The sequence below is a fragment of the Thalassovita aquimarina genome, from assembly GCF_018219815.1.
Lineage (GTDB): Bacteria > Pseudomonadota > Alphaproteobacteria > Rhodobacterales > Rhodobacteraceae > Thalassobius > Thalassobius aquimarinus.
On record NZ_JADMKU010000009.1, the window covers coordinates 140,684 to 160,350 of the forward strand.

The window sequence follows — 19,667 nt, forward strand, 5'->3', positions numbered from 1 at the left end:
ATGATCGGAAAGATCGGCGGAATCCTCGCGGGTGTCCTGGCGGTGCCGCTGGCCGTTGCCCTGGGGCTGATCGCGTCGCAGCGTCCGGCCGAGATGGCGGGCGACGACGAAGCGTTTTTCGCCGACCGGTACGAGCCGGTGATGTCGCGATATAACGATCGGGGGCGTTACCGTCTGGTCGAGGGTGTGTCCCATCTCGGTATCGTCGATGCGCCGGAAACGCGGCAGGCGATCGCGGAGTTACTCGATGAGCTTTGACAATCCCGATATCATCGCCTGCGCCCAGTTGGTGGAACGCGCTGATCCCGACCGGTTCCGGGCCACCATGGCCGCCCCGGTTGCGGCGCGCGCCGTGCTGTTCCCGCTGTTTGCCGCCAATGTCGAAATCGCCCGTGCGCCCTGGGTGACGCAGGAAGCGATGATCGCCGAGATGCGGCTGCAATGGTGGCGCGACGCGATGGATGAAATCGCCGGCGGCCAGCCGCCCCGCCGCCACGAGGTGGTGACGCCGCTGGCGCAGGTTCTCGACGCCGCAGGCGCAGCGCTTATCGGCGATCTGGTCGAGGCGCGGCGATGGGACATCTACCGCGATCCGTTCGAGGATGCGGCGGCGTTCGAGGCTTATCTGCAAAACACCTCGTCCAACCTGCTGCTGGCGGCGGTCCGCGCGCTTGGCGGCGGGGACGAAGCGGTGATCCGCGACCTGGGCTACGCCGTCGGGCTGGCCAATTACCTGTGTGCGATCCCGGCGCTGGAAAAGGCCGGGCGCGTGCCGCTTGTCGATGGCCGGGACGAGGCGGTCGCGGCGCTGGCCCGGGACGGGCTCAAGCGGCTGAAAAAGGCCCGGGCGCAGCGCGGCAAGGTTTCCTCCGGCGCCGCCTCGGCGCTGCTGTCTGCCTGGCAGGCGGGGCCGGTGCTTGCTCACGCCGCGAAGGAACCGCAGCGGGTCAAGGCGGGCGCGCTCGGCCCCTCGGAATTCCTCAGATCGCTGGGGCTTCTCTGGCGGGCCCAGACCCTCCGCTGGTAAGCGCCGCTTCTTCTTTTCAGAAATATCCCGGGGGAGTCGCTGAAAATCGGAAGGATTTTCAACGACGGGGGCAGCGCGCCCTTCTTCCCTGCCTCAGTCTTCCTTCGGCTGGAAGATCAGCCAGATCAGCGCACCACCGGCCAGCATCAGGAACGGTGCCATCGCCAGGTTGACGCTGGTCCAGCCGGCCTGCGCGGTGCCGCCCGAACAGTTCATCAAGCCACCCGATGCCAGCGAGGCCACGGTGACGCCGCCGAACACCATCAGGTCGTTCAGTCCCTGCATGCGGCCGCGCTCATGCGGTTCGTGCGCGCCCGCCAGCATGCTGGTGGCGCCGATGAAACCGAAATTCCATCCCACGCCCAGCAGGATCAGCGCGACGAAGAAGTTTTCCAGCTCGACCCCCTGCAAGGCGACCGCCCCGGCGCCGGCCAGGATCACAAGACCGGTGGCGACGATCTTTTCCACCCCGAAGCGGGCGATCAGGTGGCCGGTGAAAAAAGACGGGATATACATCGCCAGGACGTGGGCGCTGACCACGTCGGCGGCGGTGTTCTTTTCAAATCCGCAGCCGACGACGGCCAGCGGGGTCGATGTCATCACCAGGTTCATCAACGCATAGGATACCATCGCGCAGATCACCGCGACCGCGATGCGCGGGGTTTTCAGCAGCTCCATCCGGCTGCGCCCGCGCGGCGCATCGGCGCTGGCGGCGACGGGGTTCGGGATGTCGAGCATGAGGAACAGGAACGAACCGAGGATATTCACCCCGATCACCGCCAGGTAGGTGCCCATGAACGGCACCACCATCGCGTCCGCCGTCACCTTCACCAGCTGCGGCCCGATGATTGCCGAGGCCAGCCCGCCGGCCATCACGTAGGAAATCGCCTTGGGGCGGAACGCGTCGCTGGCGGTGTCGGCGGCCGCGAAGCGATAGAACCCCTGCGCCGACATGTAGACGCCGGTGATCAGGCTGCCCAGCAGGAAGACCGGGAACGAAGCAAGGTAAAGCCCATAGGCCCCCACCGCGCCGCCAAGGGCACCGGCGCCGGCGCCAAGGTAGAACCCGGTGCGGCGGCCATATTTCTGCATGATATGCGACACCGGCGTCGCCGCCATCATGCTGCCCAGAACGATCAGCGAAATCGGCAACGTGGCGAAGCACAGGTTCGAGGCCAGAGCCTGCCCTGCCAGCCCGCCGATGGTGAAGATCATCGGCATCTGCGCGCCTAGGATGGCCTGTGCCAGCACCAGGATGACAACATTGCGCTTGGCGCGGTGATCGTCGGAGACATATTCAGCTTGGGTCATGTGAGAAGTGCTAGTGCCTTGCTCGGGCAGGCGCAAGACGTGAATTGTGACGGGGACAATCGGGGCGGAAGCCCCGGCGGCCCGGAGCATTTCAGGACCCCGGCAAGGGATTAGAACGCGCAGTCGATGACATGGGCGAAGGAGCCGCTGACCCGGCCCAGGATCAGCCCCATGTCGGGGAGCTTCGCGCCCGCCGCGTCGGTTGCAGCGAAAAGCGGCGGGCCCTCTGCCGCGACCGTGGTGGCGTAGTGGAATTCATGCGCCGTCAGTCGCGTTCGGAAGGGGCCGCCGAGCGGGGTCAGGTGGCGGTACCCCAGATGCAGTTTCCGGTTGGCGAACGAGGTTGCCAGCGGCAGCAGTCCGGCCATCTGGTGGCGCGTGCCTTCCGCATCTGTCAGGCCCTTCCCGAGTACCATGTATCCGCCGCATTCTCCAAATATTTCAGTATTCTGAGAGGCATTCCGCAGGCTTGTAATGAAGGTGCTGCTGGCGGCTAGGCGGCCGGCGTGAAGTTCGGGGTAGCCGCCGGGAAGGTAGATGAGGTCGGCCGCCGGTATCGGGTCGTCGGCCAGCGGCGAAAAGAATGTCAGCTCGGCCCCCTGGGCCCGCCAATCGGCCAGCAGATGCGGGTAGCAGAAGGCAAAGGCGCGGTCGCGGGCGACCGCGATCACCTGCGCCGGGGGCGGCAGCCGCGGCTGATCCGGTGCGGCGGGCAACGGGCGGGAGAGCGCCAGCAGGATTTCGCGGTCCAGCGTATCGGCCAGCGCGTCGGCAGCGCGGTCGAGGAAGGTGTCGAGATCGCCGCGTTCTTCTGCCTGCACCAGCCCGAGGTGACGTGACGGCAGCGCCAGTCTGGGGGCGCGTCGCAGCGCTGCCAGCACCGGCAGGTTCAGCGGCGCCAGGGCGCGCCGCAGCATCGTTTCGTGCCGGTCGCTGCCGACATTGTTCAGGATCACCCCGGCGATGCGCACTTGCGGATCGTGGGCCGCGAAACCGGCGACCAGCGGGGCCACGGATTGCGCCATGCGCCCGGCGTCGACGACCAGGATGACGGGCAGGTCCAGGATCCGCGCCAGGTCGGCCACGGCGCCCTGGCCGTCGGGCGGTGCACCGTCGAAAAGGCCCATCGCGCCCTCGATCACCAGCGTTTCGGGGCCGCTGGCCAATGCCTTGATCCGCGCGGGCGACATCGCCCAGGCATCAAGGTTGACGCAGGGCGCGCCGCAGGCGGCTTCGTGAAAGCGCGGGTCGATGTAATCGGGGCCGGACTTGGCGCCCCTCACGGTGATCCCTTCGCGCGCCAGCAGCCGCAGCAGCGCCAGCGTCACCGTTGTCTTGCCAGCCCCGGAGGAGGGCGCGGCAAGTATCAGCCCGTTCACGAGGTTTCGGCCGGGCGGCCACGGCCCAGCGGGTCGAGGTTGCGCGGGGCTTCGCCCCGCATCAGCGCCTGCCAGTCCAGCACCTGCCGCATCAGGACCGAACGGCCGACGCACAGGATCGCGGGCGGTTCCAGCCCGCTTTCGGCGATATCCGCCGCCATGTTTCCAAGGGTGGTTTCGAGCACCTGCTGGTCCTCGGTGGTGGCCGAAGAAACCACGGCACAGGGTTCGTCCGCCGGCCGGCCCGCGTCGAGCAGCGCGCCGGCGATCCGTTCGACATGTTTCATTCCCATGTAGATCACCAGCACCTGCGCGCCCTCGGCGATCGCCTTCCAGTTCAGTGATGTGGGCGTTTCGCCGGTCTGATCGTGGCCGGTGACGAAGGTGACCGACTGGTTCACGTCGCGATGGGTGACCGGGATGCCGGCATAGGCCAGCCCGCCGATCCCGGCACTGATACCGGGGATGATCCGCACCGGCACGCCGTGCTGTATCAGCGTCTGCGCCTCTTCGCCGCCACGGCCGAACACGAAGGGATCGCCGCCCTTCAGCCGCAGCACCCGCTTGCCCGCTTTCGCCAGTTCCACCAGCCGCAGCGAGATATCGCGCTGCTTCGCCGACGGTTTGCCACCGCGCTTGCCGGCATAGATATGTTCCGCCTGTGGCGCCCAGTCGAGGATCGCCTTTTGCACCAGCGCGTCATAGATAACCACGTCGGCCTGCTGCAGCCCGTTGATCGCGTGCAGCGTCAAGAGGCCCGGATCACCCGGGCCCGCGCCGCAAAGCCAGACCCAGCCGGGTTCGAGTTGCGGCCAGTTGCCGGAAGGAAGGGAAAGCGAGTCGGTCATGTACTTCTTATGCCGCGCTTGCGGCGCGCGTTGAAGTCCGGAAACGACATATTGGCGCGGCTTTGCCGCGCGCCTATAGTCGCGACGATGAGCCGGAAACCGGATACCGAATTGCGCCGTGGCTGGACCACGGGCGCCTGCGCCACCGCCGCGACGCGGGCGGCATTGATGATGCTGTGGGGCGAAGCCCGTCCCGACAAGGTGCGGATCACCCTGCCACGCGGCGAGAGGCCCGAATTCGCCATTGCCGAGGCCCGTCAGGGAAGTGACTGGGCCGAGGCAGGCGTCATCAAGGATGCCGGCGACGATCCCGACGTGACCCATGGCGCGCTGATCCGGGTGCGGGTTGACGCCTCGGGCGGCGGGGTGGAATTCGCCGCCGGTGACGGCGTCGGCACGGTGACCAAGCCCGGCCTGCCGATCCCGCCGGGCGAACCGGCAATCAATCCGGTGCCGCGCCAGATGATGCGGCAAACGGTCGAGGAAATGGCAAAGCGACTGGGGCAGGGGCCGGATGTGCGTATCACCGTGTCGGTGCCCGGCGGCGCGGAGATCGCACAGAAGACATGGAACCCGCGGCTGGGGATCAAGGGCGGGTTGTCGATCCTTGGCACCACCGGCATCGTGCGGCCGTTTTCCTGTGCGGCCTGGATCGCCTCGATCCATCGCGGGGTCGACGTGGCGCGGGCCGAGGGGCTGTCGCACTTTGCCGGCTGCACCGGCGCGACCTCGGAAAAGGTGGTGCGGCGGCTGCACGGATTGCCCGAAGCGGCGATGATCGACATGGGCGATTTCGCCGGCGGGATGTTGAAGTATATCGCCCGACACCCGGTCGGCCGGGTCACGGTGGGCGGTGGAATCGGCAAGATCACCAAGCTGGCGCAGGGCGCGCGCGATCTGCATTCAGGGCGCAGCCAGGTGGATTTCGGTCTGCTGGCCGATTGGCTGGGAGATGCGCGGATGGAGGGTTGCAATACCGCCTTGCAAGCCTATGAAATCGTGGGTGAAAAGTTGGCGGATGTAGTGGCGAAAAAGGCGCTGGAACAGGTGCGGACGATGCTGCCCGAGAACGTTGTGGCCGATATCGTCGTCATCGATCGCGCCGGCACCATCCTGGCCCATGCGGGGGCGGCATGACCCTGCTGTTGCTGGCTGGCACTTTTGAGGCGCGGCAGGTGGCGCGGGGGCTGGCGGAACGCGGCGTGGATACCATCGCGTCGCTTGCGGGCGAAACCCGGGCACCGGAACCGCTTGCGATCCCGACCCGGACCGGGGGCTTCGGCGGGCGCGCGGGATTCGAAACGTTTCTGGAGCAGGGCAACATTTCCGCGATCCTGGATGCGACCCATCCTTTCGCCGCAAAGATCAGCCATCGCACGGCGCAAGTGGCGCGGCAAAGGGGGCTGCCCTATTGCCAGTTGCTGCGCCCCGCGTGGCGGGCCGGGCCGGGCGACGATTGGACCCATGTCGCCGACGAATCCGAGGCGGCAAAGCATATCCCCGCCGGGGCGCGCGTGTTGCTGGCGACCGGGCGCAAGTCGCTGGAGCGTTTTGCGCAGCTTTCGGATTGCGACGTGATCCTGCGTGTGGTCGATCCGCCGGCAGAGCCGTTTCCCTATCCGAACGGGCGCTACCGGGTGGCGCGGCCGCCGTATCGTCTCGACGACGAAAGGGCGCTGTTGGCGGAACTGAGGGTGGATTTTGTCGTTACGAAAAATTCTGGTGGAACAGTGGCTTACGCAAAACTCCTCGCGTCGCGGGAACTGGGTGTTCGAGTGCTGATGATCGACCGGCCACCGCAGCCGGAGGGCTGCCGGGTGGCGACTGTAAAAGAGGCTTTGAACTGGATGGATCAGCTATGACCGGGCGTATCATCGAAACCCCCGACTGCGTGGCCGAAGGGGTGGACTGGCTTTGCGCCAACGACCCGAAGATGGCCGAGGCCCATGCCGCCACCGGGCCGCTGCCGCTGCGCCGCAATCCCGACGGGTTTGCGCAATTGCTGAGCGCCATCGTGTCGCAACAGGTCAGCGTGGCGTCGGCCAATGCGATCTGGGGGCGGTTGGAAGATGCCGGGCTGCTGAGCGCCGAGGCGATCGCCGCCAATACGACGGAGCAATTGCGCGAGGTGGGGCTGAGCCGTCAGAAGGCGCGTTACGCTCTGGCGCTGGCCGAGGCGGGGATCGATTACGACGCGCTGCGTCAGGCCCCGAACGACGAGGTGATCGAGGTGCTGACCGCCGTCACCGGAATCGGCGTCTGGACCGCGGAGATCTATGCGATGTTTTCGCTGGGCCGGGCCGATGTGTTTGCGCCGGGCGACCTGGCACTGCAGGAAGCGGCGCGCATCCTTTATGGATTGGAGGAACGGCCGAAGGAACGGGTGCTGCGGCAAATGGCCGAACGCTGGAGCCCGTGGCGCGCGGTTGCAGCGCGGCAGCTCTGGACCTATTACCACGTGGCAAAGGACAGGGAAGGGATCAGATGACACGGGTTTTGCAGGCAGGACGGAAAGAGCCCAAATCGGGCGTGACTCGGTCGGTGGTGGTGTTTCTGCACGGCTATGGCGCCAACGGGGCGGACCTTCTGGGGCTGGCCGATCCGTTGGGTGACCATCTGCCCGACACGCTGTTCGTCGCGCCCGACGCGCCGGAAAACTGTGCCGGGGCGCCGTTCGGATACCAATGGTTCCCGATCCCCTGGATCGACGGGTCTTCCGAGGAAGAGGCCGAACGCGGCATGATGCAGGCGGTCGACGATCTAAACGCGTTTCTCGACGCGGTACTGATCGACGAGGATCTGTTGCCGGAACAGATGGTTCTGTTCGGGTTTTCCCAGGGCACCATGATGTCGCTGCACGTGGCGCCCCGGCGCGAAGACGAAGTGGCCGGGATCGTCGCGTTTTCGGGCCGGTTGATGTCGCCGGACCTGCTGGGGGACGAGGCGGTGTCGAAGCCGCCGGTACTGCTGGTGCATGGCGATCAGGACGACGTGGTGCCGGTGCAGTCGCTGCCCGAAGCGGCCGAGGCGCTGCAGGAGGCCGGGTTCAGGGAAGTCTATGCCCATATCATGAAGGGCACCGCGCATGGCATCGCACCGGACGGGTTGTCGGTTGCGCTGGCCTTCATGCGCGACAAGCTGGGGCTTTGAGGCGCGGGCTGTAAGGGAGGAGCTTTGCCCCTCTTGGCCCTGCGGGCCAATTCACCCCAGGATGTTTTTTAAAGAAGAAGCGGGGGCTGTTTGGGGGGAACCGCCCATCGGCATCGGTGTGTCGCGGTCGCTGCGGGCGGCGTGGGCTGGATTTTGCGCAAATATGCGTCACCTTACTGTCACCAAGCTGCGTTAGGTCTTTGGGAGACGATACTGTATGTCGTGGGGCTTGCCCGAAAAGACACAGGATATATAGTTGAGTTATAGCTGGGGCGGGATGTCCCGCCTTGGTGCCACGTTTGGGCAGACAGGGCAGGGAGCATTTGATCGCCATGGACGGAGATTTCAGGCACGAATTTGTCAGGGAAAGGGGGGTGTTGAAACATCACCCGGCGCTTGTGTTGAACGCGGATTACCGGCCGCTGTCCTATTATCCGCTATCGCTGTGGCCCTGGCAGGAGGCGATCAAGGCGGTCTGGCTCGACCGGGTTGATATCGTCGCCGAGTACGATTTCGAGGTCCGAAGCCCGAGCACCCGGATCAAGATACCCTCGGTCGTAGTTCTGAAAGATTACGTCAAACCCCAAAAGCGCGTGGCCTTCACGCGCTTTAATTTATTTCTGAGGGACGAATTCCGCTGCCAGTATTGCGGCGGCAGGGGGGACCTGACTTTCGACCACGTGGTGCCGCGCGCCGCGGGGGGCATCACCTCTTGGGAAAACGTGGTGGCGGCCTGTTCGCCCTGCAACCTGAAGAAAGGGTCGAAAAGCCTGTGCCGGGCGGGGATGCATCTGCGCAAGCCGCCGCGCCGCCCAACGGCGGACGAGTTGCGCAATGTGGGGCGGAAGTTCCCGCCCAACCATTTGCACGACAGCTGGCTTGACTTCCTCTACTGGGATGCCGAGCTGGAGGCGTGAGCGACTGGTTAAAGTTCGCCGGTTGGCCAAGGCTTCCGTTTCAGCCTTGATCCAGACGGTGTAATGGCGGCTACCTATCGAAGCGAAAAACATAAAGCTTTCCAAGTGCGTAAAGACGCTTTCGTAAAGGCTGGTGCTTTTACCTTCTCTGAACGAATAAAGTTTTGCAGAGTGTTGATTGTTGAATTGGTAATTTCGAGTTGTTTTGGAGCGGGAGCATGTCTTCTAGACGCATTGCAGTTTTCGTCGATGGCGACAACATAAGAGCGCAGCATTCCGATCAGGTTCTTTTTGAAGCATGTCAGTTGGGCCAAGTGAGCATCGCACGTGTCTATGCCGATTTGAACCAACGATCAGATTGGCTCAACAAGCCCGGTTATCGATTGATGCATGCCGGCACGGGCAAGAACGCGGCAGATTTTCTGTTGAGTATAGATGCGATGGAACTTGCTCTCGAAGGTGGCGTCGGAACTTTCGTGATTGCTACGTCAGACGGCGACTTCACGCATTTGGGGCAACGCATGCTCGAGCGTGGATTGCATGTGCTTGGACTTGGCACTGAAAAAACGCCGGAGAGATTTCGGCTGGCGTGCACTAAATTCATTCCTCTAACCAATCGAAATGATTTTGATTCCATGGAGACGACGGAAGGCGGTTGCTCGGCGTTTGACGTGAAAATCCGAAGCATGATTGCCCAGCACAGCATGAACGGTCAGGGCATGCGTGTCGCGGAACTCGGGCCTAAGATGCATAAAGCACATGGCATAAAGATCAGCACCTATCCCGAAAAAACATGGCGCGCCTATTTGGCCGCGCGACCGTTGCTTTACGAGCTTGAACCACGTGGCCCCGAGGCAAAGGTACGGTTTCGGCCTGAAGGTTTTGCGCTGCAATGACGCCTGAGGCTTGGGCGAATAGAAGACCGATATAACGTGTTTCGGCAGATGTCGTTGAGGAGGTCTGAACCGCCGTCCCGATCTTCCACGCTCAATAAAAAAGCGCCCCGTGGGGCGCCTTTCCAATTCTAGACCTGGGCGAAAGTTCAGCCTTCGGCCTTCGGGGCCGGGCCGGCAGCGGCAGGCTTGGCGCCGCCCTTGCCGCTGGTCAGCGGATCGTCCTGGCGTTGCACCGAGCCTTCGAAATGGGCGCCGGATTCGATCGCGATGGTCTTGTGGATGATGTCGCCTTCGACCCGTGCGGTCGAGGTCAGGCGGACCTTCAGCCCGCGCACGCGGCCGACGATGCGGCCGTTGATCACCACGTCATCGGCGACGATTTCGCCCTTGATGGTGGCGGTTTCGCCGACGGTCAGCAGGTGGGCGCGGATGTCGCCTTCGACGGTGCCTTCGACCTGGATGTCACCGGTGGTCTTCAGGTTGCCGGTGATGTGCAGGTCCGAGGACAGAACCGATGCCGGCGGCTTGGCCTTGGCCGGGGGGGCCTTGTAATCGCCCTTGGGCGCCGCGGGTGTTTCAGGGGCTGCGGGTTTTGCAGCGTCTGCGGTCTTGGGACCGGGTTCGTTGATTTTGCTTTTAGAAAACATCGTTTGCAGCCTTGATATAGATCATCGGATTGACGGCCTTGCCGCCGGAGCGCACCTCATAATGCAGATGGGTGCCGGTGGAACGTCCAGAGTTTCCCATATCACCGATACGTTCCCCGCGCGAGACCCTTTGACCGACCTTCACGCGAATTTTTGACAGATGGGCATAACGGGTTTCGATCCCGAATGCATGTTTGATCTTGATCAGCCGGCCATAGCCGCTGCCCCAGCCGGCATGGATCACCACGCCGTCGGCGGTGGCAAAGATCGGCGTCCCGGTGGGACCGGCGAAATCCGATCCCTTGTGCAGCCGGCGGCCGCCGGTCTTGGGATCGCGGCGATAACCGAAGCCGCTGGTATAGCGCACGGCGGTGTGCACCGGCTTGGCGAACGGCGCCTTTGTGGCGGCGATGCGGTAGAGGTTCAGCGCATCAAGCTGGTTCAGGATGCGGTTGGCGCGCAATTCGTCGTCGCTGGGATCCTCGCCCCGGGTCGAGAAGGACAGCGGTGTCATCGGACCGCCCTGTCCCGAATAGGTCTTGCGCACCTGGCTGATCAGGCTTTCGGTATTCAGCCCGGCGGCGCGGAACATCTTGTCCAGCGGTTCGACCGAAATGGTCATCGCGTCCTCGATCTGGCTGAAAATCTGTTCGTTCTGATCGCGCATCAGCTTGATTTCGAATTCAAGCTCGTCGGCGGTGTTCAGCGCTTGCTGCGCATCGGCCAGGATCTTGTCGCGCTCGGCGGCGGTGTCGGACAGCGCCCCGACAAGGAAATCGACGGTTTCGCTGACGGTTCCGCCGGCGTCGGCAAGCCCGGTGCCTTCGTGGGCTTCGGCGTTTTCGGCCTGCAGCACAGCCAGTTCGCGCCGTGCCGCGTCACGCTGTTTCATCGTCTTGCGCAGGTTTGCCTGGATCACCTCGATCCCGGTTTCCAGTTCGCGTCGCGCGGTTTCCGAGGCCAGAAGCTCGGTCTGCATGTCCGAAATCTGGTCCAGCGCCAGGTTGAACCGGGCCTGAGCGGCCTGCGCTTCGTCGGCGCGGGTGTCGCGTTCGCTGGCCAGCAGGTTCAATCGGGTTTCATAAGTGTGCTGATCGCGCTTGGCCTGTTCGCGGAAATTGCCCGACCCGATGCTGTCCATGAGCAGGATGGCGGTTGCCACGATCGCCCAGGCCACTACGGCGGCGCCGCCCGCGAATGCGAAAAGCTGCGTCGAGGGATGCAGGCGAATGAAACGCGTTTCGCTGTCGGATTTCAGGAACAGCCGCCGCTCGGGGAACCAGGGTTCCAGCATGGCGTCGATACGTGCCTTGAGACGTGTTTTCACCCGTCCGTCCTTCTGTTGTCCATCCCCAATTGCAGCAACATGCTCTGCCGGCATATCTGCTGTGGCGAATGTTTACCAAAGCCTGACCTGTGGGCAACCAAATTAGCGGGGCGCGTCGCGCAGGGCGGTCAAAAATCGCCCAACAGGCGAAATCTCGCCTATTGGGGAAGGGATTAGCGCCCCTTCGCTGGCGTTTGGTCAGCCAGCGGCCAGTAGAAATCGGGCGGCAATCCGGCGTCGGCGCGCTTTTCCTCGTTGAAGGGCGGTTTCAGCGCGCCGTGGAAATATTTCCGCACCAGTTCGTGGAACACATCCTTGGGGTCCTTATCAAAGCGCCCGCACAGGAAGTGGAACCATTTCGACCCATAGGCGACATGGCCGACCTCTTCGGCATAGATCACCTTCAAAGCCTCGATGGTGTCGGTTTCGCCGGCTTTCTCGAAGATCTCGATCATCCCCGGGGTGACGTCCAGTCCCCGCGCTTCCAGCACCATCGGCACCACGGCCAGCCGGCCCAGGATGTCCTCCGCGGTGTCTTCGGCGGCCCGCCACATGCCGGTATGGGCGGGCAGGGCGCCGTAGAAACTGCCCATGTTTTCAAGGCAATCGCAGATCAGGTTGAAGTGCTTTGATTCCTCGTCGGCCGATTTCACCCAGTCGTCGTAGAATCCTGGCGGCATCGGCACATCCCCGAACCGCGCGATGATGTCCCAATGCAGGTCCACGGCGTTCAGCTCGATATGCGCCACCGCGTGCAGGATGGCGATCCGGCCCGCCGGGCTGCCGGGGCGGCGGCGCGGAACATCGCGCGGATCCAGAAGTTCGGGTTTTTCCGGCCGCGCCGGGCGCAGCGGCGGGTTGGCGGTGCCGACCGGGATCGTTTCGCCCGCCTCGCGCGCGGCAAACCAGGTGGCGGCGTGTCGATGCGACAGCGCGGTTTTCGCGCGCCCGTCGGCGGTGGTCAGAACCTCCACCGCCATTTCGGTCAGGGTCTTGGTCACAGTGCCTTCACCGCGTCCAGAACTTCCTCGGCATGGCCGTCAACCTTCACCTTGCGCCATTCGCGCGCGATATTGCCGTCGCCGTCGATCAGGAAGGTCGAACGAACAATGCCCCAGAACATCTTGCCGTACATGGACTTTTCCTTCCAGACGCCGTAATCTTCGCAGGTCGTGCCCTCGGCGTCGGACAGAAGCGGGATGCCCAGCTCCTGCTTGGCGCGGAATTTCCCATGCGCCGCGATGTCATCCTTGGATATGCCGAACACCTTGGCGCCCGCGGCTTCGAAGTCCGCCTGCAGCGCGGTAAAGGCCTTGGCCTCCTTGGTGCATCCCGACGTGTTGTCGCGCGGATAGAAGAACAGCACCACCGGTGACGGGCGCAGCGCCGACAGGGTTACGGGATCGCCGCCATCCTGCGGCAGGGTGAAATCGGGGGCGGTTTGACGATCGGTCACGGCATGTCCTCATTCGGTGGATTATTCTGTGCGGTAGGTATAGCGTTACGGACGCAAGAATAAAGACCGCGCACCGACGGGCCGGGCAGCAGGAGACCGGGGCATGCCCCCCAAGCACGACAATCAACAGCAAAAGCGGCCAATCAGCCGTGCCGGCCGGATCGCCCTTTGGAGCGGTGGCGGAATCGTTGCTGTTCTGTTGCTGCTCACCTGGCTGATCTATTCCTCCATCGGTCGCCCGATCCAGGCGCCCGCCTGGCTGCACAACCGGATCGAGGCGCGGCTGGCGCAACTTTTACCCGACATGGATGTGAGCTTCGGCGCGCTCAGCGTCGTGATCACCGCCAATGGACGACCCAGGGTACAGCTGCGCGACGTGGAAATATCGCAACCCGACGGCCCGGTGATTCTGGCGATGTCGGATCTGGAAACCGGGTTGGCGCTGAAGCCGTTGCTGAAGGGCGATGCGCAGCTGGGCCGGGTGCGGCTGTCGGGCGGGGCGATCCACGTCACGCGGCGCAAGGACGGGTCTTTTGACCTGTCCTTCGGGTCGACGCTGCCGCAGGTGGAACAGGCCGCCAGCATACAGGAACTCAAAGCGGGGCTCGATGCGCTGCTGCTGAGCCCGCAGTTGCGCAACCTGACCCGGATCGACGCCGACGCGCTGATCGTGCGTTACGAAGACCTGCGTTCGGGCCGGGCCTGGACCATCGACGGCGGCCGGCTGCGGTTGACCCGCGAGGGCGACGACCTGCGCATCGGCGGCGATCTGGCGCTGTTATCGGGGCTCGACTACGCCACCACGGTCGAACTGAATTTCGAAAGCACGATTGGGATGCCCGAGGCGCATTTCGGCATGATCTTCGAGGACATGCCGGCGCAGGACATCGCGGTGCAGAGCGCGGCGGTGGCCTGGCTCGACGTGGTGCGGGCGCCGATTTCGGGTGCGCTGCGTGGGTCTGTGAACGAAACCGGGTTCGGTGAAATAAGCGGCACGGTCCAGATCGCGGACGGGGTGATCCAGCCCACCGATCAGACCCGCCCCATCCCGTTCAACACGGCGCGAACCTATTTCACCTATTTTCCCGATGCCCAGACATTGGTGTTCGACGAGGTGTCGATCGCCAGCGAATGGATCACCGCGCGCGCCGAGGGCAAGGCAATCCTGCAGGGGCTGGAAACCGGCATGCCCGAGGAATTTCTGGGTCAGTTCACCCTGACCGGGCTGTCGGCGAATCCCGACGACCTGCTGGACGCGCCCCTGTCGTTGGACGCGGCGCAGATGAGTTTCCGGATGGAGCTGAATCCCTTCGTGCTGCACATGGGCGAATTGATGCTGGAGGAGCAGGGTCAGGTTGTCGTGCTGAGCGGCGAGGCGGCGGCGGAACCCGACGGCTGGCGAATGGCGGTGCTGGGGCAAGCATCAAAGCTCGATCCCGACGTGGTGCTGAAGCTCTGGCCCGACAGCCTGAAGACCAAGACGCGGACCTGGGTGGCGGAAAACATCCTCGGCGCTACCCTGTCGCGCGGGCAACTGGCCTATCGCAAGCTGCCGAACCAGCCGCACGATCTTTATGCCGGGTTCGAATTCGATGATGCCAAGGTCCGGTTTTCCCGCCACATGCCCCCGATCGAAGGCGGATCGGGTCATGCCGAGATCCGTGGCAATAGGTTCACCGCCTCTGCCGACCGGGGGCATATCCGCGCCGCGCAGGGCGGTATGATCGATATCGCAGGCAGTTCCATCATAATTCCCGACACCACGATCCGGCCGACCCCTGCACGGATCGTGTTGGACACGTCCAGCACCGTGACTGCGGCGCTGTCGCTGTTGGACAGCAAGCCGCTGCACCTGATGACGAAGGCGGAGCGCCCAGTCGACCTGGCCGATGGTCGCGCCGAGGCGCACGGGACGCTGGAGCTGTTGCTGAAAAAGAAACTGAAGCCGGAAGAGGTCAATTTCGACATTACCGCCGATCTGCGCAACCTGCGCAGCGACAAGATCGTGCCGGGCAGGGAACTGCGGGCGGCGCGGTTGGACCTGTCGGCGCAAAACGACCTGCTGACGATTTCCGGCAAAGGCCGGATCGGGCAGGTGCCGTTCGACGCGGTATTCGAAGACGATCTGCGCCCGGAGGACAAGGGCCGGTCGCGCGTCTATGGGGTGGCCGAGCTGTCGAGCGCGTTTCTGGACGAATTTTCCATTGCCCTGCCGCGAAATACCCTGTCGGGGCGCGGCGACGGGGTATTCGAACTTGACCTGCGAAAGGGCGAACCTGCGCGGTTCACCCTGTCGAGCGACCTGAAGGGGATCGGGCTGAGGGTGCCCGAACTCGGCTGGGCCCTGGCGCAAGACACCGGCGGCAGTTTCGAAGTCGGCGGGTTGCTGTCGAAACCGCTGAGCGTTGACCGGATGTCGCTGCAGGCGCCCGGACTGATCGCGGCCGGGACGCTTAGCCTGACCGAGGCGGGAACGCTGGACCGGCTGCAACTGGACCAGGTGGTTGCGGGCGCGTGGCTGAACGCGCCGCTGGCCTTGGTCGGGCGCGGCAAGGGAATGGCGCCGGCGGTCGAGGTGAACGGCGGCTCGATCGACCTGACCAAGAGGCCGGTTACCGCCAGCAGCGGCGGCGGTTCGGGCGGAAGCCCGATCAGCGCTGCGCTGGACCGGGTGCAGGTGACCAAATCCATCGCTCTCACCGGTGTCCGGGGCGATTTCACCACCGAGGGCGGTTTCTCCGGCACCTTCGCAGGGCGGATCAATGGCAAGGCACCGGTGACCGGTCGGGCCTTCCCGGTCGGCGGGCGCAGCGGTTTCGACCTCAGCGCCAGCGATGCCGGGGCCGCCGTCGCGGCGGCGGGGCTGCTGAACAAGGGCCACAAGGGCACGCTTGCGCTGCGGCTGGTCCCGGTGGCGGAAGAAGGGAACTATGACGGCCGGCTGAAGATCGAAAACATCCGCATCCGCGAGGTGCCCGCGCTGGCCGCCTTGCTGCACGCGATCAGCGTGGTGGGATTGCTGGAACAGATGGGCGGCGCCGGTATCCTGTTCGGCGAGGTCGAAGCGCAATTCCGCGTCACCCCGGATCAGGTGATCCTGAGCAAAAGCAGCGCGGTCGGTGCCTCGATGGGATTGTCGATGGACGGAATCTTCGACCTCAAGAAGAACCGGATGGATTTTCAGGGGGTGCTTTCGCCGATCTATGCGCTCAACGCGATCGGTTCGATCCTGACCCGCAAGGGCGAGGGGCTGATCGGGTTCAATTACACGCTGCGCGGCAGCCCTGACAAACCCTCGGTTCAGGTCAATCCATTGTCGATCTTTACACCCGGCATGTTCCGCGAGATATTCCGCCGCCCATCGCCAAAGGTCAGCCAATGAAACTCAGCGATTTCGATTTCGAACTGCCGGAGCACCTGATTGCCACCCGGCCCGCAAAGCCGCGCTCCTCGGCCCGCCTTCTGGTGGCCCAGGGTGACGCGATCACCGACGCCCATGTCTTCGACCTGCCGGGCTGGCTGCGCCCCGGTGACCGGCTGGTGCTGAACGACACCAAGGTGATCCCGGCGCGGCTGTCCGGCGAACGGGTGCGCATGGGCCCCGAGGGCGAAACCCGTGCCCGGATGGAAGCGACCCTGCTGGAACCGCGCGCCGACGGCACCTGGGCGGCGCTGCTGAAACCGCTGAAGAAGATCCGCGAGGGCGAGGAGATCGTGTTTTCCGACGCCCTGTCGGCGCGGCTGGAGGCCAAGGAAGAAGGCCAGGGCCTACTGCGTTTCAACCTGACCGGCGACGATTTCGACGCCGCGCTGGCCGAGGCGGGCGCGATGCCGCTGCCGCCCTATATCGCGGCCAAGCGCGCCGCCGACGATCAGGACAAGCAGGATTATCAAACGGTCTGGGCCGCCAACCTGGGCGCGGTGGCCGCGCCCACCGCATCGCTGCATTTCGACGAACCGCTGCTGCAGGCGCTGCGCGACAGGGGTGTGGATTTCACCCATGTCACGCTGCATGTGGGGGCGGGGACCTTCCTGCCGGTCAAGGTCGAGGATGTGACCACCCACAAGATGCACGCCGAATGGGGCGAGGTGTCGGAACGGGCCGCCGCCGAGATTGCCGCGACCAAGGCGGCGGGCGGCCGGGTGATCCCTGTGGGTACCACCGCGCTCAGGCTGATCGAAAGCGCCGCGCGGTCAGGCCAGATCGAACCCTGGCGCGGCGAAACCGACATTTTCATTTATCCCGGTTTCGAATTCCACGTGGCCGACGCGCTGATGACCAATTTCCACCTGCCCAAATCGACCCTGATGATGCTGGTGTCGGCGCTGATCGGGCAGGAACGGATCAAGCGGATCTATGACCACGCGGTAAGTGAGGGATATCGTTTCTTTTCCTATGGCGACGCTTCGCTGCTGATCCCGGAAAACGGCCCCGCCTGATTGGCGCTTTCCGACAAGTCTTTGTCGTTTTCACGATACATCCGAAGGTTAAGTTGCAGATAAGCCTCGGGTCTGTTTTCGTGAGGGTGATATGATTCAGATTCTGTCCAGCGCCTGGCCCCTGTTTTTGGGATTGATGCTGCTGATGGTCGGCAACGGCCTTCAGGGCACGCTGCTTGGCGTGCGCGGTCAGATCGAAGGGTTTTCCACCTTCGAGATGTCGATCGTGATGTCGGCCTATTTCGTCGGCTTCCTGGGCGGATCGCGGATGGCGCCGGAAATGATCCGGCGGGTCGGCCATGTGCGGGTCTTCGCGGCGCTGGCCTCGCTGATCTCCGCTGTGCTGATCCTGTACCCGACCTTTGCCGACCCGTGGATCTGGACCGTCGGGCGGGTATTGATCGGGTTCTGTTTTTCCGGCGTGTATGTCACCGCGGAAAGCTGGCTCAACAATGCCGCGACCAATGAAAACCGGGGCAAGGCGCTGTCGCTCTACATGATCGTGCAGATGATCGGCATCATCACGGCTCAGGCGCTGTTGCTGACCGCCGATCCGTCGGGTTTCGTGCTGTTCGTGATCCCGTCGGTATTGGTTTCGATTTCCTTCGCGCCGATCCTGTTGTCAGTCAATCCGACACCCGCCTTCGACACCACCGCCCCGATGAGCCTGAAGCAACTGATGGACATTTCTCCCTTGGGCTGCGTCGGCATGTTCCTGATGGGCGGGGTGTTTGCCGCGCAATTCGGCATGGCGGCGGTTTACGGCACCGAGGCCGGGCTGAGCCTGGGCGAGATTTCCACCTTCGTGGCGACCTTCTATGTCGGCGCCGTGTTGCTTCAATATCCGCTGGGGCTGATGTCGGACCGGATGGACCGGCGCTTGCTGATCGGCATCGTCGCGGCGATCGGCGGCGCCGGCGGGGTGCTGGGAATGATGCTGGGCGGCAATTTCACTCTGCTGCTGGTATCTGCCTTCGTGATCGGCGGCGCCTCGAATCCGCTCTATTCGCTGTTGGTGGCCTATACCAACGATTTCCTGGATGCCGATGACATGGCCGCGGCCTCGGGCGGGTTGGTCTTCATCAACGGGGTGGGGGCGATTTCGGGGCCGCTGATCACCGGTTACGTCATGGGCGCGGTTGGGCCGCAGGGTTATTTCGCGATCATCGCCATCCTGCTGGTCGCGGTGGCGCTGTACGCGGGTTACAGGATGACGCAACGGCCGGCGATTCCGTCCGAAGACACGACGGCCTATACCCCCGTCATGCAGTCCGCGACCTCGGTCGCGGTGGAGTTTGCGCGGGAATACGCCATTGATAGCGCTAGCGATGATGAAGAAGAGGGCAGCGCGAGCTAATACTACGTGATTGTTGCAATTATTTACTGTTATTCTGTCTGAATCTGACTGTAACATTTTCATGTAAGTGTTTGCCAAAGGCGTTAGGAGGCAGCCAATGGTGAGAGCAGAGGAAGTATTGTCTTTCTGGCTGGACGAAGTTGGGCCGTCCGGGTGGTATGCGACCGACGAGAAGATCGATAACACGATCCGGGATCGGTTCGGGGCGGCTTGGAAAGCGGCCTGCGACGGCGCCTATTCGCTGTGGCTGACCTATCCTTCCGGCGCGCTGGCCTACATCATCCTGATGGATCAGTTCCCGCGTAATATGTTTCGTGGTCAGGCCGAGGCCTTTGCCAGCGATGCCGCCGCGATGGCGGCAGCGAAGAACGCGATCGATCACAAGTGGGACATGAAGATCGACGAACCGGCGCGGCAGTTTTTCTACATGCCGCTGATGCACTCGGAAAACCTGTGCGATCAGGAACGATGCGTGCGGCTGATGTGCGAACGGATGCCGGAAACCGGGGCAGCGAACCTTATCCATGCCAAGGCGCATCGCGATGTGATCCGTGAATTCGGCCGCTTCCCGTACCGGAATCAGGCGCTGCACCGTCACGACACGGCGCATGAAACCGAATTCCTGGCCGCGGGCGGTTATGGCAGCAAGGTCCGGCAATTGCAAAACGGCTGAACCTGTGCGGTTACCGGAATTTTAAACCACTGTATTCCAGTGGCTTATCTCTGTTTGGCCTGTGAAAGCGCGCAGAAGCGCGCGGTACTCGTTGATGTCGATTCCGGAATAGTTTAATATCAAACTAATTTTGGAATCGGAGGGCTGACTGTGTCCAAAGCATTTGATGTCGTCGTGATCGGGGCTGGTCCCGGTGGGTATGTTGCCGCGATCCGGGCCGCGCAGCTGGGGCTGAAGGT

20 protein-coding genes are annotated in these 19,667 nt (G+C 63.8%); 13 read left to right on the top strand and 7 right to left on the bottom strand.

The genetic code is table 11. From position 1 onward, the window contains the following. Entirely contained in the window at nucleotides 1–258 is a 258-nt protein-coding gene (locus IT775_RS11825) for a hypothetical protein (protein ID WP_212701318.1), read from the top strand. After that, the gene (locus IT775_RS11830; RefSeq protein ID WP_212701319.1) at nucleotides 248–1,027 is read left to right on the top strand and encodes a squalene/phytoene synthase family protein; all 780 of its coding nucleotides are present in this window, start codon (nucleotides 248–250) and stop codon (nucleotides 1,025–1,027) included. Before IT775_RS11825 ends, IT775_RS11830 begins: the two co-directional genes overlap by 11 nt. Before the next feature lie 93 nt (nucleotides 1,028–1,120). Here the strand turns inward: IT775_RS11830 and IT775_RS11835 are convergent, their stop codons facing one another. The 3 genes from IT775_RS11835 to cobA form a co-directional block, all read right to left on the bottom strand. Then, nucleotides 1,121–2,338: an MFS transporter gene (locus IT775_RS11835; protein WP_212701320.1), complete on the bottom strand. Its 1,218-nt coding sequence runs from the start codon at nucleotides 2,336–2,338 to the stop codon at nucleotides 1,121–1,123. A gap of 110 nt (nucleotides 2,339–2,448) precedes the next feature. Continuing rightward, nucleotides 2,449–3,717 (bottom strand): cobyrinic acid a,c-diamide synthase CobB, encoded by a 1,269-nt coding sequence (locus tag IT775_RS11840; protein WP_212701321.1) that lies wholly within the window; start codon nucleotides 3,715–3,717, stop codon nucleotides 2,449–2,451. Beyond that, a complete protein-coding gene (cobA, locus tag IT775_RS11845; protein WP_212701322.1) occupies nucleotides 3,714–4,565 on the bottom strand; it encodes a uroporphyrinogen-III C-methyltransferase in 852 nt (283 codons plus the stop codon). Before cobA ends, IT775_RS11840 begins: the two co-directional genes overlap by 4 nt. A gap of 87 nt (nucleotides 4,566–4,652) precedes the next feature. Here cobA and IT775_RS11850 point away from each other — a divergent pair, with 87 nt between their 5' ends. From IT775_RS11850 to IT775_RS11875, 6 genes are all read left to right on the top strand, one after another. Next, nucleotides 4,653–5,702, top strand: a complete 1,050-nt coding sequence (locus tag IT775_RS11850; RefSeq protein ID WP_212701323.1) for a cobalt-precorrin-5B (C(1))-methyltransferase — start codon at nucleotides 4,653–4,655, stop codon at nucleotides 5,700–5,702. Further along, nucleotides 5,699–6,427, top strand: a complete 729-nt coding sequence (locus IT775_RS11855; protein ID WP_212701324.1) for a cobalt-precorrin-6A reductase — start codon at nucleotides 5,699–5,701, stop codon at nucleotides 6,425–6,427. The genes IT775_RS11850 and IT775_RS11855 overlap by 4 nt, the downstream gene beginning before the upstream one ends. Beyond that, nucleotides 6,424–7,053 carry a DNA-3-methyladenine glycosylase family protein gene (locus IT775_RS11860; RefSeq protein WP_212701325.1) on the top strand — a complete coding sequence of 210 codons (630 nt, stop codon included), beginning with the start codon at nucleotides 6,424–6,426 and terminating at the stop codon, nucleotides 7,051–7,053. The genes IT775_RS11855 and IT775_RS11860 overlap by 4 nt, the downstream gene beginning before the upstream one ends. Next, a complete protein-coding gene (locus IT775_RS11865; protein WP_212701326.1) occupies nucleotides 7,050–7,715 on the top strand; it encodes an alpha/beta hydrolase in 666 nt (221 codons plus the stop codon). The genes IT775_RS11860 and IT775_RS11865 overlap by 4 nt, the downstream gene beginning before the upstream one ends. Before the next feature lie 332 nt (nucleotides 7,716–8,047). Then, the gene (locus IT775_RS11870; RefSeq protein ID WP_212701327.1) at nucleotides 8,048–8,632 is read left to right on the top strand and encodes an HNH endonuclease; all 585 of its coding nucleotides are present in this window, start codon (nucleotides 8,048–8,050) and stop codon (nucleotides 8,630–8,632) included. Nucleotides 8,633–8,850: 218 nt separating this feature from the next. Then, nucleotides 8,851–9,528: an NYN domain-containing protein gene (locus IT775_RS11875; RefSeq protein WP_212701328.1), complete on the top strand. Its 678-nt coding sequence runs from the start codon at nucleotides 8,851–8,853 to the stop codon at nucleotides 9,526–9,528. 146 nt (nucleotides 9,529–9,674) lie between these two features. Here the strand turns inward: IT775_RS11875 and IT775_RS11880 are convergent, their stop codons facing one another. The 4 genes from IT775_RS11880 to IT775_RS11895 form a co-directional block, all read right to left on the bottom strand. Then, a complete protein-coding gene (locus IT775_RS11880; RefSeq protein ID WP_212701329.1) occupies nucleotides 9,675–10,175 on the bottom strand; it encodes a bactofilin family protein in 501 nt (166 codons plus the stop codon). Next, nucleotides 10,165–11,502, bottom strand: coding sequence for a DUF5930 domain-containing protein (locus IT775_RS11885; protein ID WP_212701330.1), 1,338 nt, complete (start codon nucleotides 11,500–11,502; stop codon nucleotides 10,165–10,167). Before IT775_RS11885 ends, IT775_RS11880 begins: the two co-directional genes overlap by 11 nt. 173 nt (nucleotides 11,503–11,675) lie before the next feature. Next, on the bottom strand, nucleotides 11,676–12,482 hold the full coding sequence (locus IT775_RS11890) for a ferritin-like domain-containing protein (RefSeq protein ID WP_212701340.1): 807 nt from the start codon (nucleotides 12,480–12,482) through the stop codon (nucleotides 11,676–11,678). 17 nt (nucleotides 12,483–12,499) lie between these two features. Beyond that, nucleotides 12,500–12,958 (bottom strand): peroxiredoxin, encoded by a 459-nt coding sequence (locus IT775_RS11895; protein ID WP_212701331.1) that lies wholly within the window; start codon nucleotides 12,956–12,958, stop codon nucleotides 12,500–12,502. A gap of 103 nt (nucleotides 12,959–13,061) precedes the next feature. Here IT775_RS11895 and IT775_RS11900 point away from each other — a divergent pair, with 103 nt between their 5' ends. The 5 genes from IT775_RS11900 to IT775_RS11920 form a co-directional block, all read left to right on the top strand. Further along, nucleotides 13,062–16,340 carry a YhdP family protein gene (locus tag IT775_RS11900; protein WP_212701332.1) on the top strand — a complete coding sequence of 1,093 codons (3,279 nt, stop codon included), beginning with the start codon at nucleotides 13,062–13,064 and terminating at the stop codon, nucleotides 16,338–16,340. Further along, nucleotides 16,337–17,398: a tRNA preQ1(34) S-adenosylmethionine ribosyltransferase-isomerase QueA gene (gene queA / locus IT775_RS11905; RefSeq protein WP_212701333.1), complete on the top strand. Its 1,062-nt coding sequence runs from the start codon at nucleotides 16,337–16,339 to the stop codon at nucleotides 17,396–17,398. Before IT775_RS11900 ends, queA begins: the two co-directional genes overlap by 4 nt. Before the next feature lie 91 nt (nucleotides 17,399–17,489). Continuing rightward, nucleotides 17,490–18,755 carry an MFS transporter gene (locus IT775_RS11910; protein WP_212701334.1) on the top strand — a complete coding sequence of 422 codons (1,266 nt, stop codon included), beginning with the start codon at nucleotides 17,490–17,492 and terminating at the stop codon, nucleotides 18,753–18,755. A 97-nt stretch (nucleotides 18,756–18,852) separates the two neighbouring features. Next, nucleotides 18,853–19,428, top strand: coding sequence for a DUF924 family protein (locus IT775_RS11915; RefSeq protein ID WP_212701335.1), 576 nt, complete (start codon nucleotides 18,853–18,855; stop codon nucleotides 19,426–19,428). Between the two features lie 150 nt (nucleotides 19,429–19,578). Further along, on the top strand, nucleotides 19,579–19,667 hold an 89-nt coding region (locus IT775_RS11920; protein WP_212701341.1), incomplete at its 3' end, for an FAD-dependent oxidoreductase.

Bases quoted from the DNA above. Each gene is read 5' to 3' on its own strand.
- IT775_RS11825 (WP_212701318.1), top strand. From the start codon at position 1: ATGATCGGAAAGATCGGCGGAATCCTCGCGGGTGTCCTGGCGGTGCCG.
- IT775_RS11830 (WP_212701319.1), top strand. From the start codon at position 248: ATGAGCTTTGACAATCCCGATATCATCGCCTGCGCCCAGTTGGTGGAA.
- IT775_RS11835 (WP_212701320.1), bottom strand. From the start codon at position 2,338: ATGACCCAAGCTGAATATGTCTCCGACGATCACCGCGCCAAGCGCAAT.
- cobA (WP_212701322.1), bottom strand. From the start codon at position 4,565: ATGACCGACTCGCTTTCCCTTCCTTCCGGCAACTGGCCGCAACTCGAA.
- IT775_RS11850 (WP_212701323.1), top strand. From the start codon at position 4,653: ATGAGCCGGAAACCGGATACCGAATTGCGCCGTGGCTGGACCACGGGC.
- IT775_RS11855 (WP_212701324.1), top strand. From the start codon at position 5,699: ATGACCCTGCTGTTGCTGGCTGGCACTTTTGAGGCGCGGCAGGTGGCG.
- IT775_RS11860 (WP_212701325.1), top strand. From the start codon at position 6,424: ATGACCGGGCGTATCATCGAAACCCCCGACTGCGTGGCCGAAGGGGTG.
- IT775_RS11865 (WP_212701326.1), top strand. From the start codon at position 7,050: ATGACACGGGTTTTGCAGGCAGGACGGAAAGAGCCCAAATCGGGCGTG.
- IT775_RS11870 (WP_212701327.1), top strand. From the start codon at position 8,048: ATGGACGGAGATTTCAGGCACGAATTTGTCAGGGAAAGGGGGGTGTTG.
- IT775_RS11875 (WP_212701328.1), top strand. From the start codon at position 8,851: ATGTCTTCTAGACGCATTGCAGTTTTCGTCGATGGCGACAACATAAGA.
- IT775_RS11880 (WP_212701329.1), bottom strand. From the start codon at position 10,175: ATGTTTTCTAAAAGCAAAATCAACGAACCCGGTCCCAAGACCGCAGAC.
- IT775_RS11890 (WP_212701340.1), bottom strand. From the start codon at position 12,482: ATGGCGGTGGAGGTTCTGACCACCGCCGACGGGCGCGCGAAAACCGCG.
- IT775_RS11900 (WP_212701332.1), top strand. From the start codon at position 13,062: ATGCCCCCCAAGCACGACAATCAACAGCAAAAGCGGCCAATCAGCCGT.
- queA (WP_212701333.1), top strand. From the start codon at position 16,337: ATGAAACTCAGCGATTTCGATTTCGAACTGCCGGAGCACCTGATTGCC.
- IT775_RS11910 (WP_212701334.1), top strand. From the start codon at position 17,490: ATGATTCAGATTCTGTCCAGCGCCTGGCCCCTGTTTTTGGGATTGATG.
- IT775_RS11915 (WP_212701335.1), top strand. From the start codon at position 18,853: ATGGTGAGAGCAGAGGAAGTATTGTCTTTCTGGCTGGACGAAGTTGGG.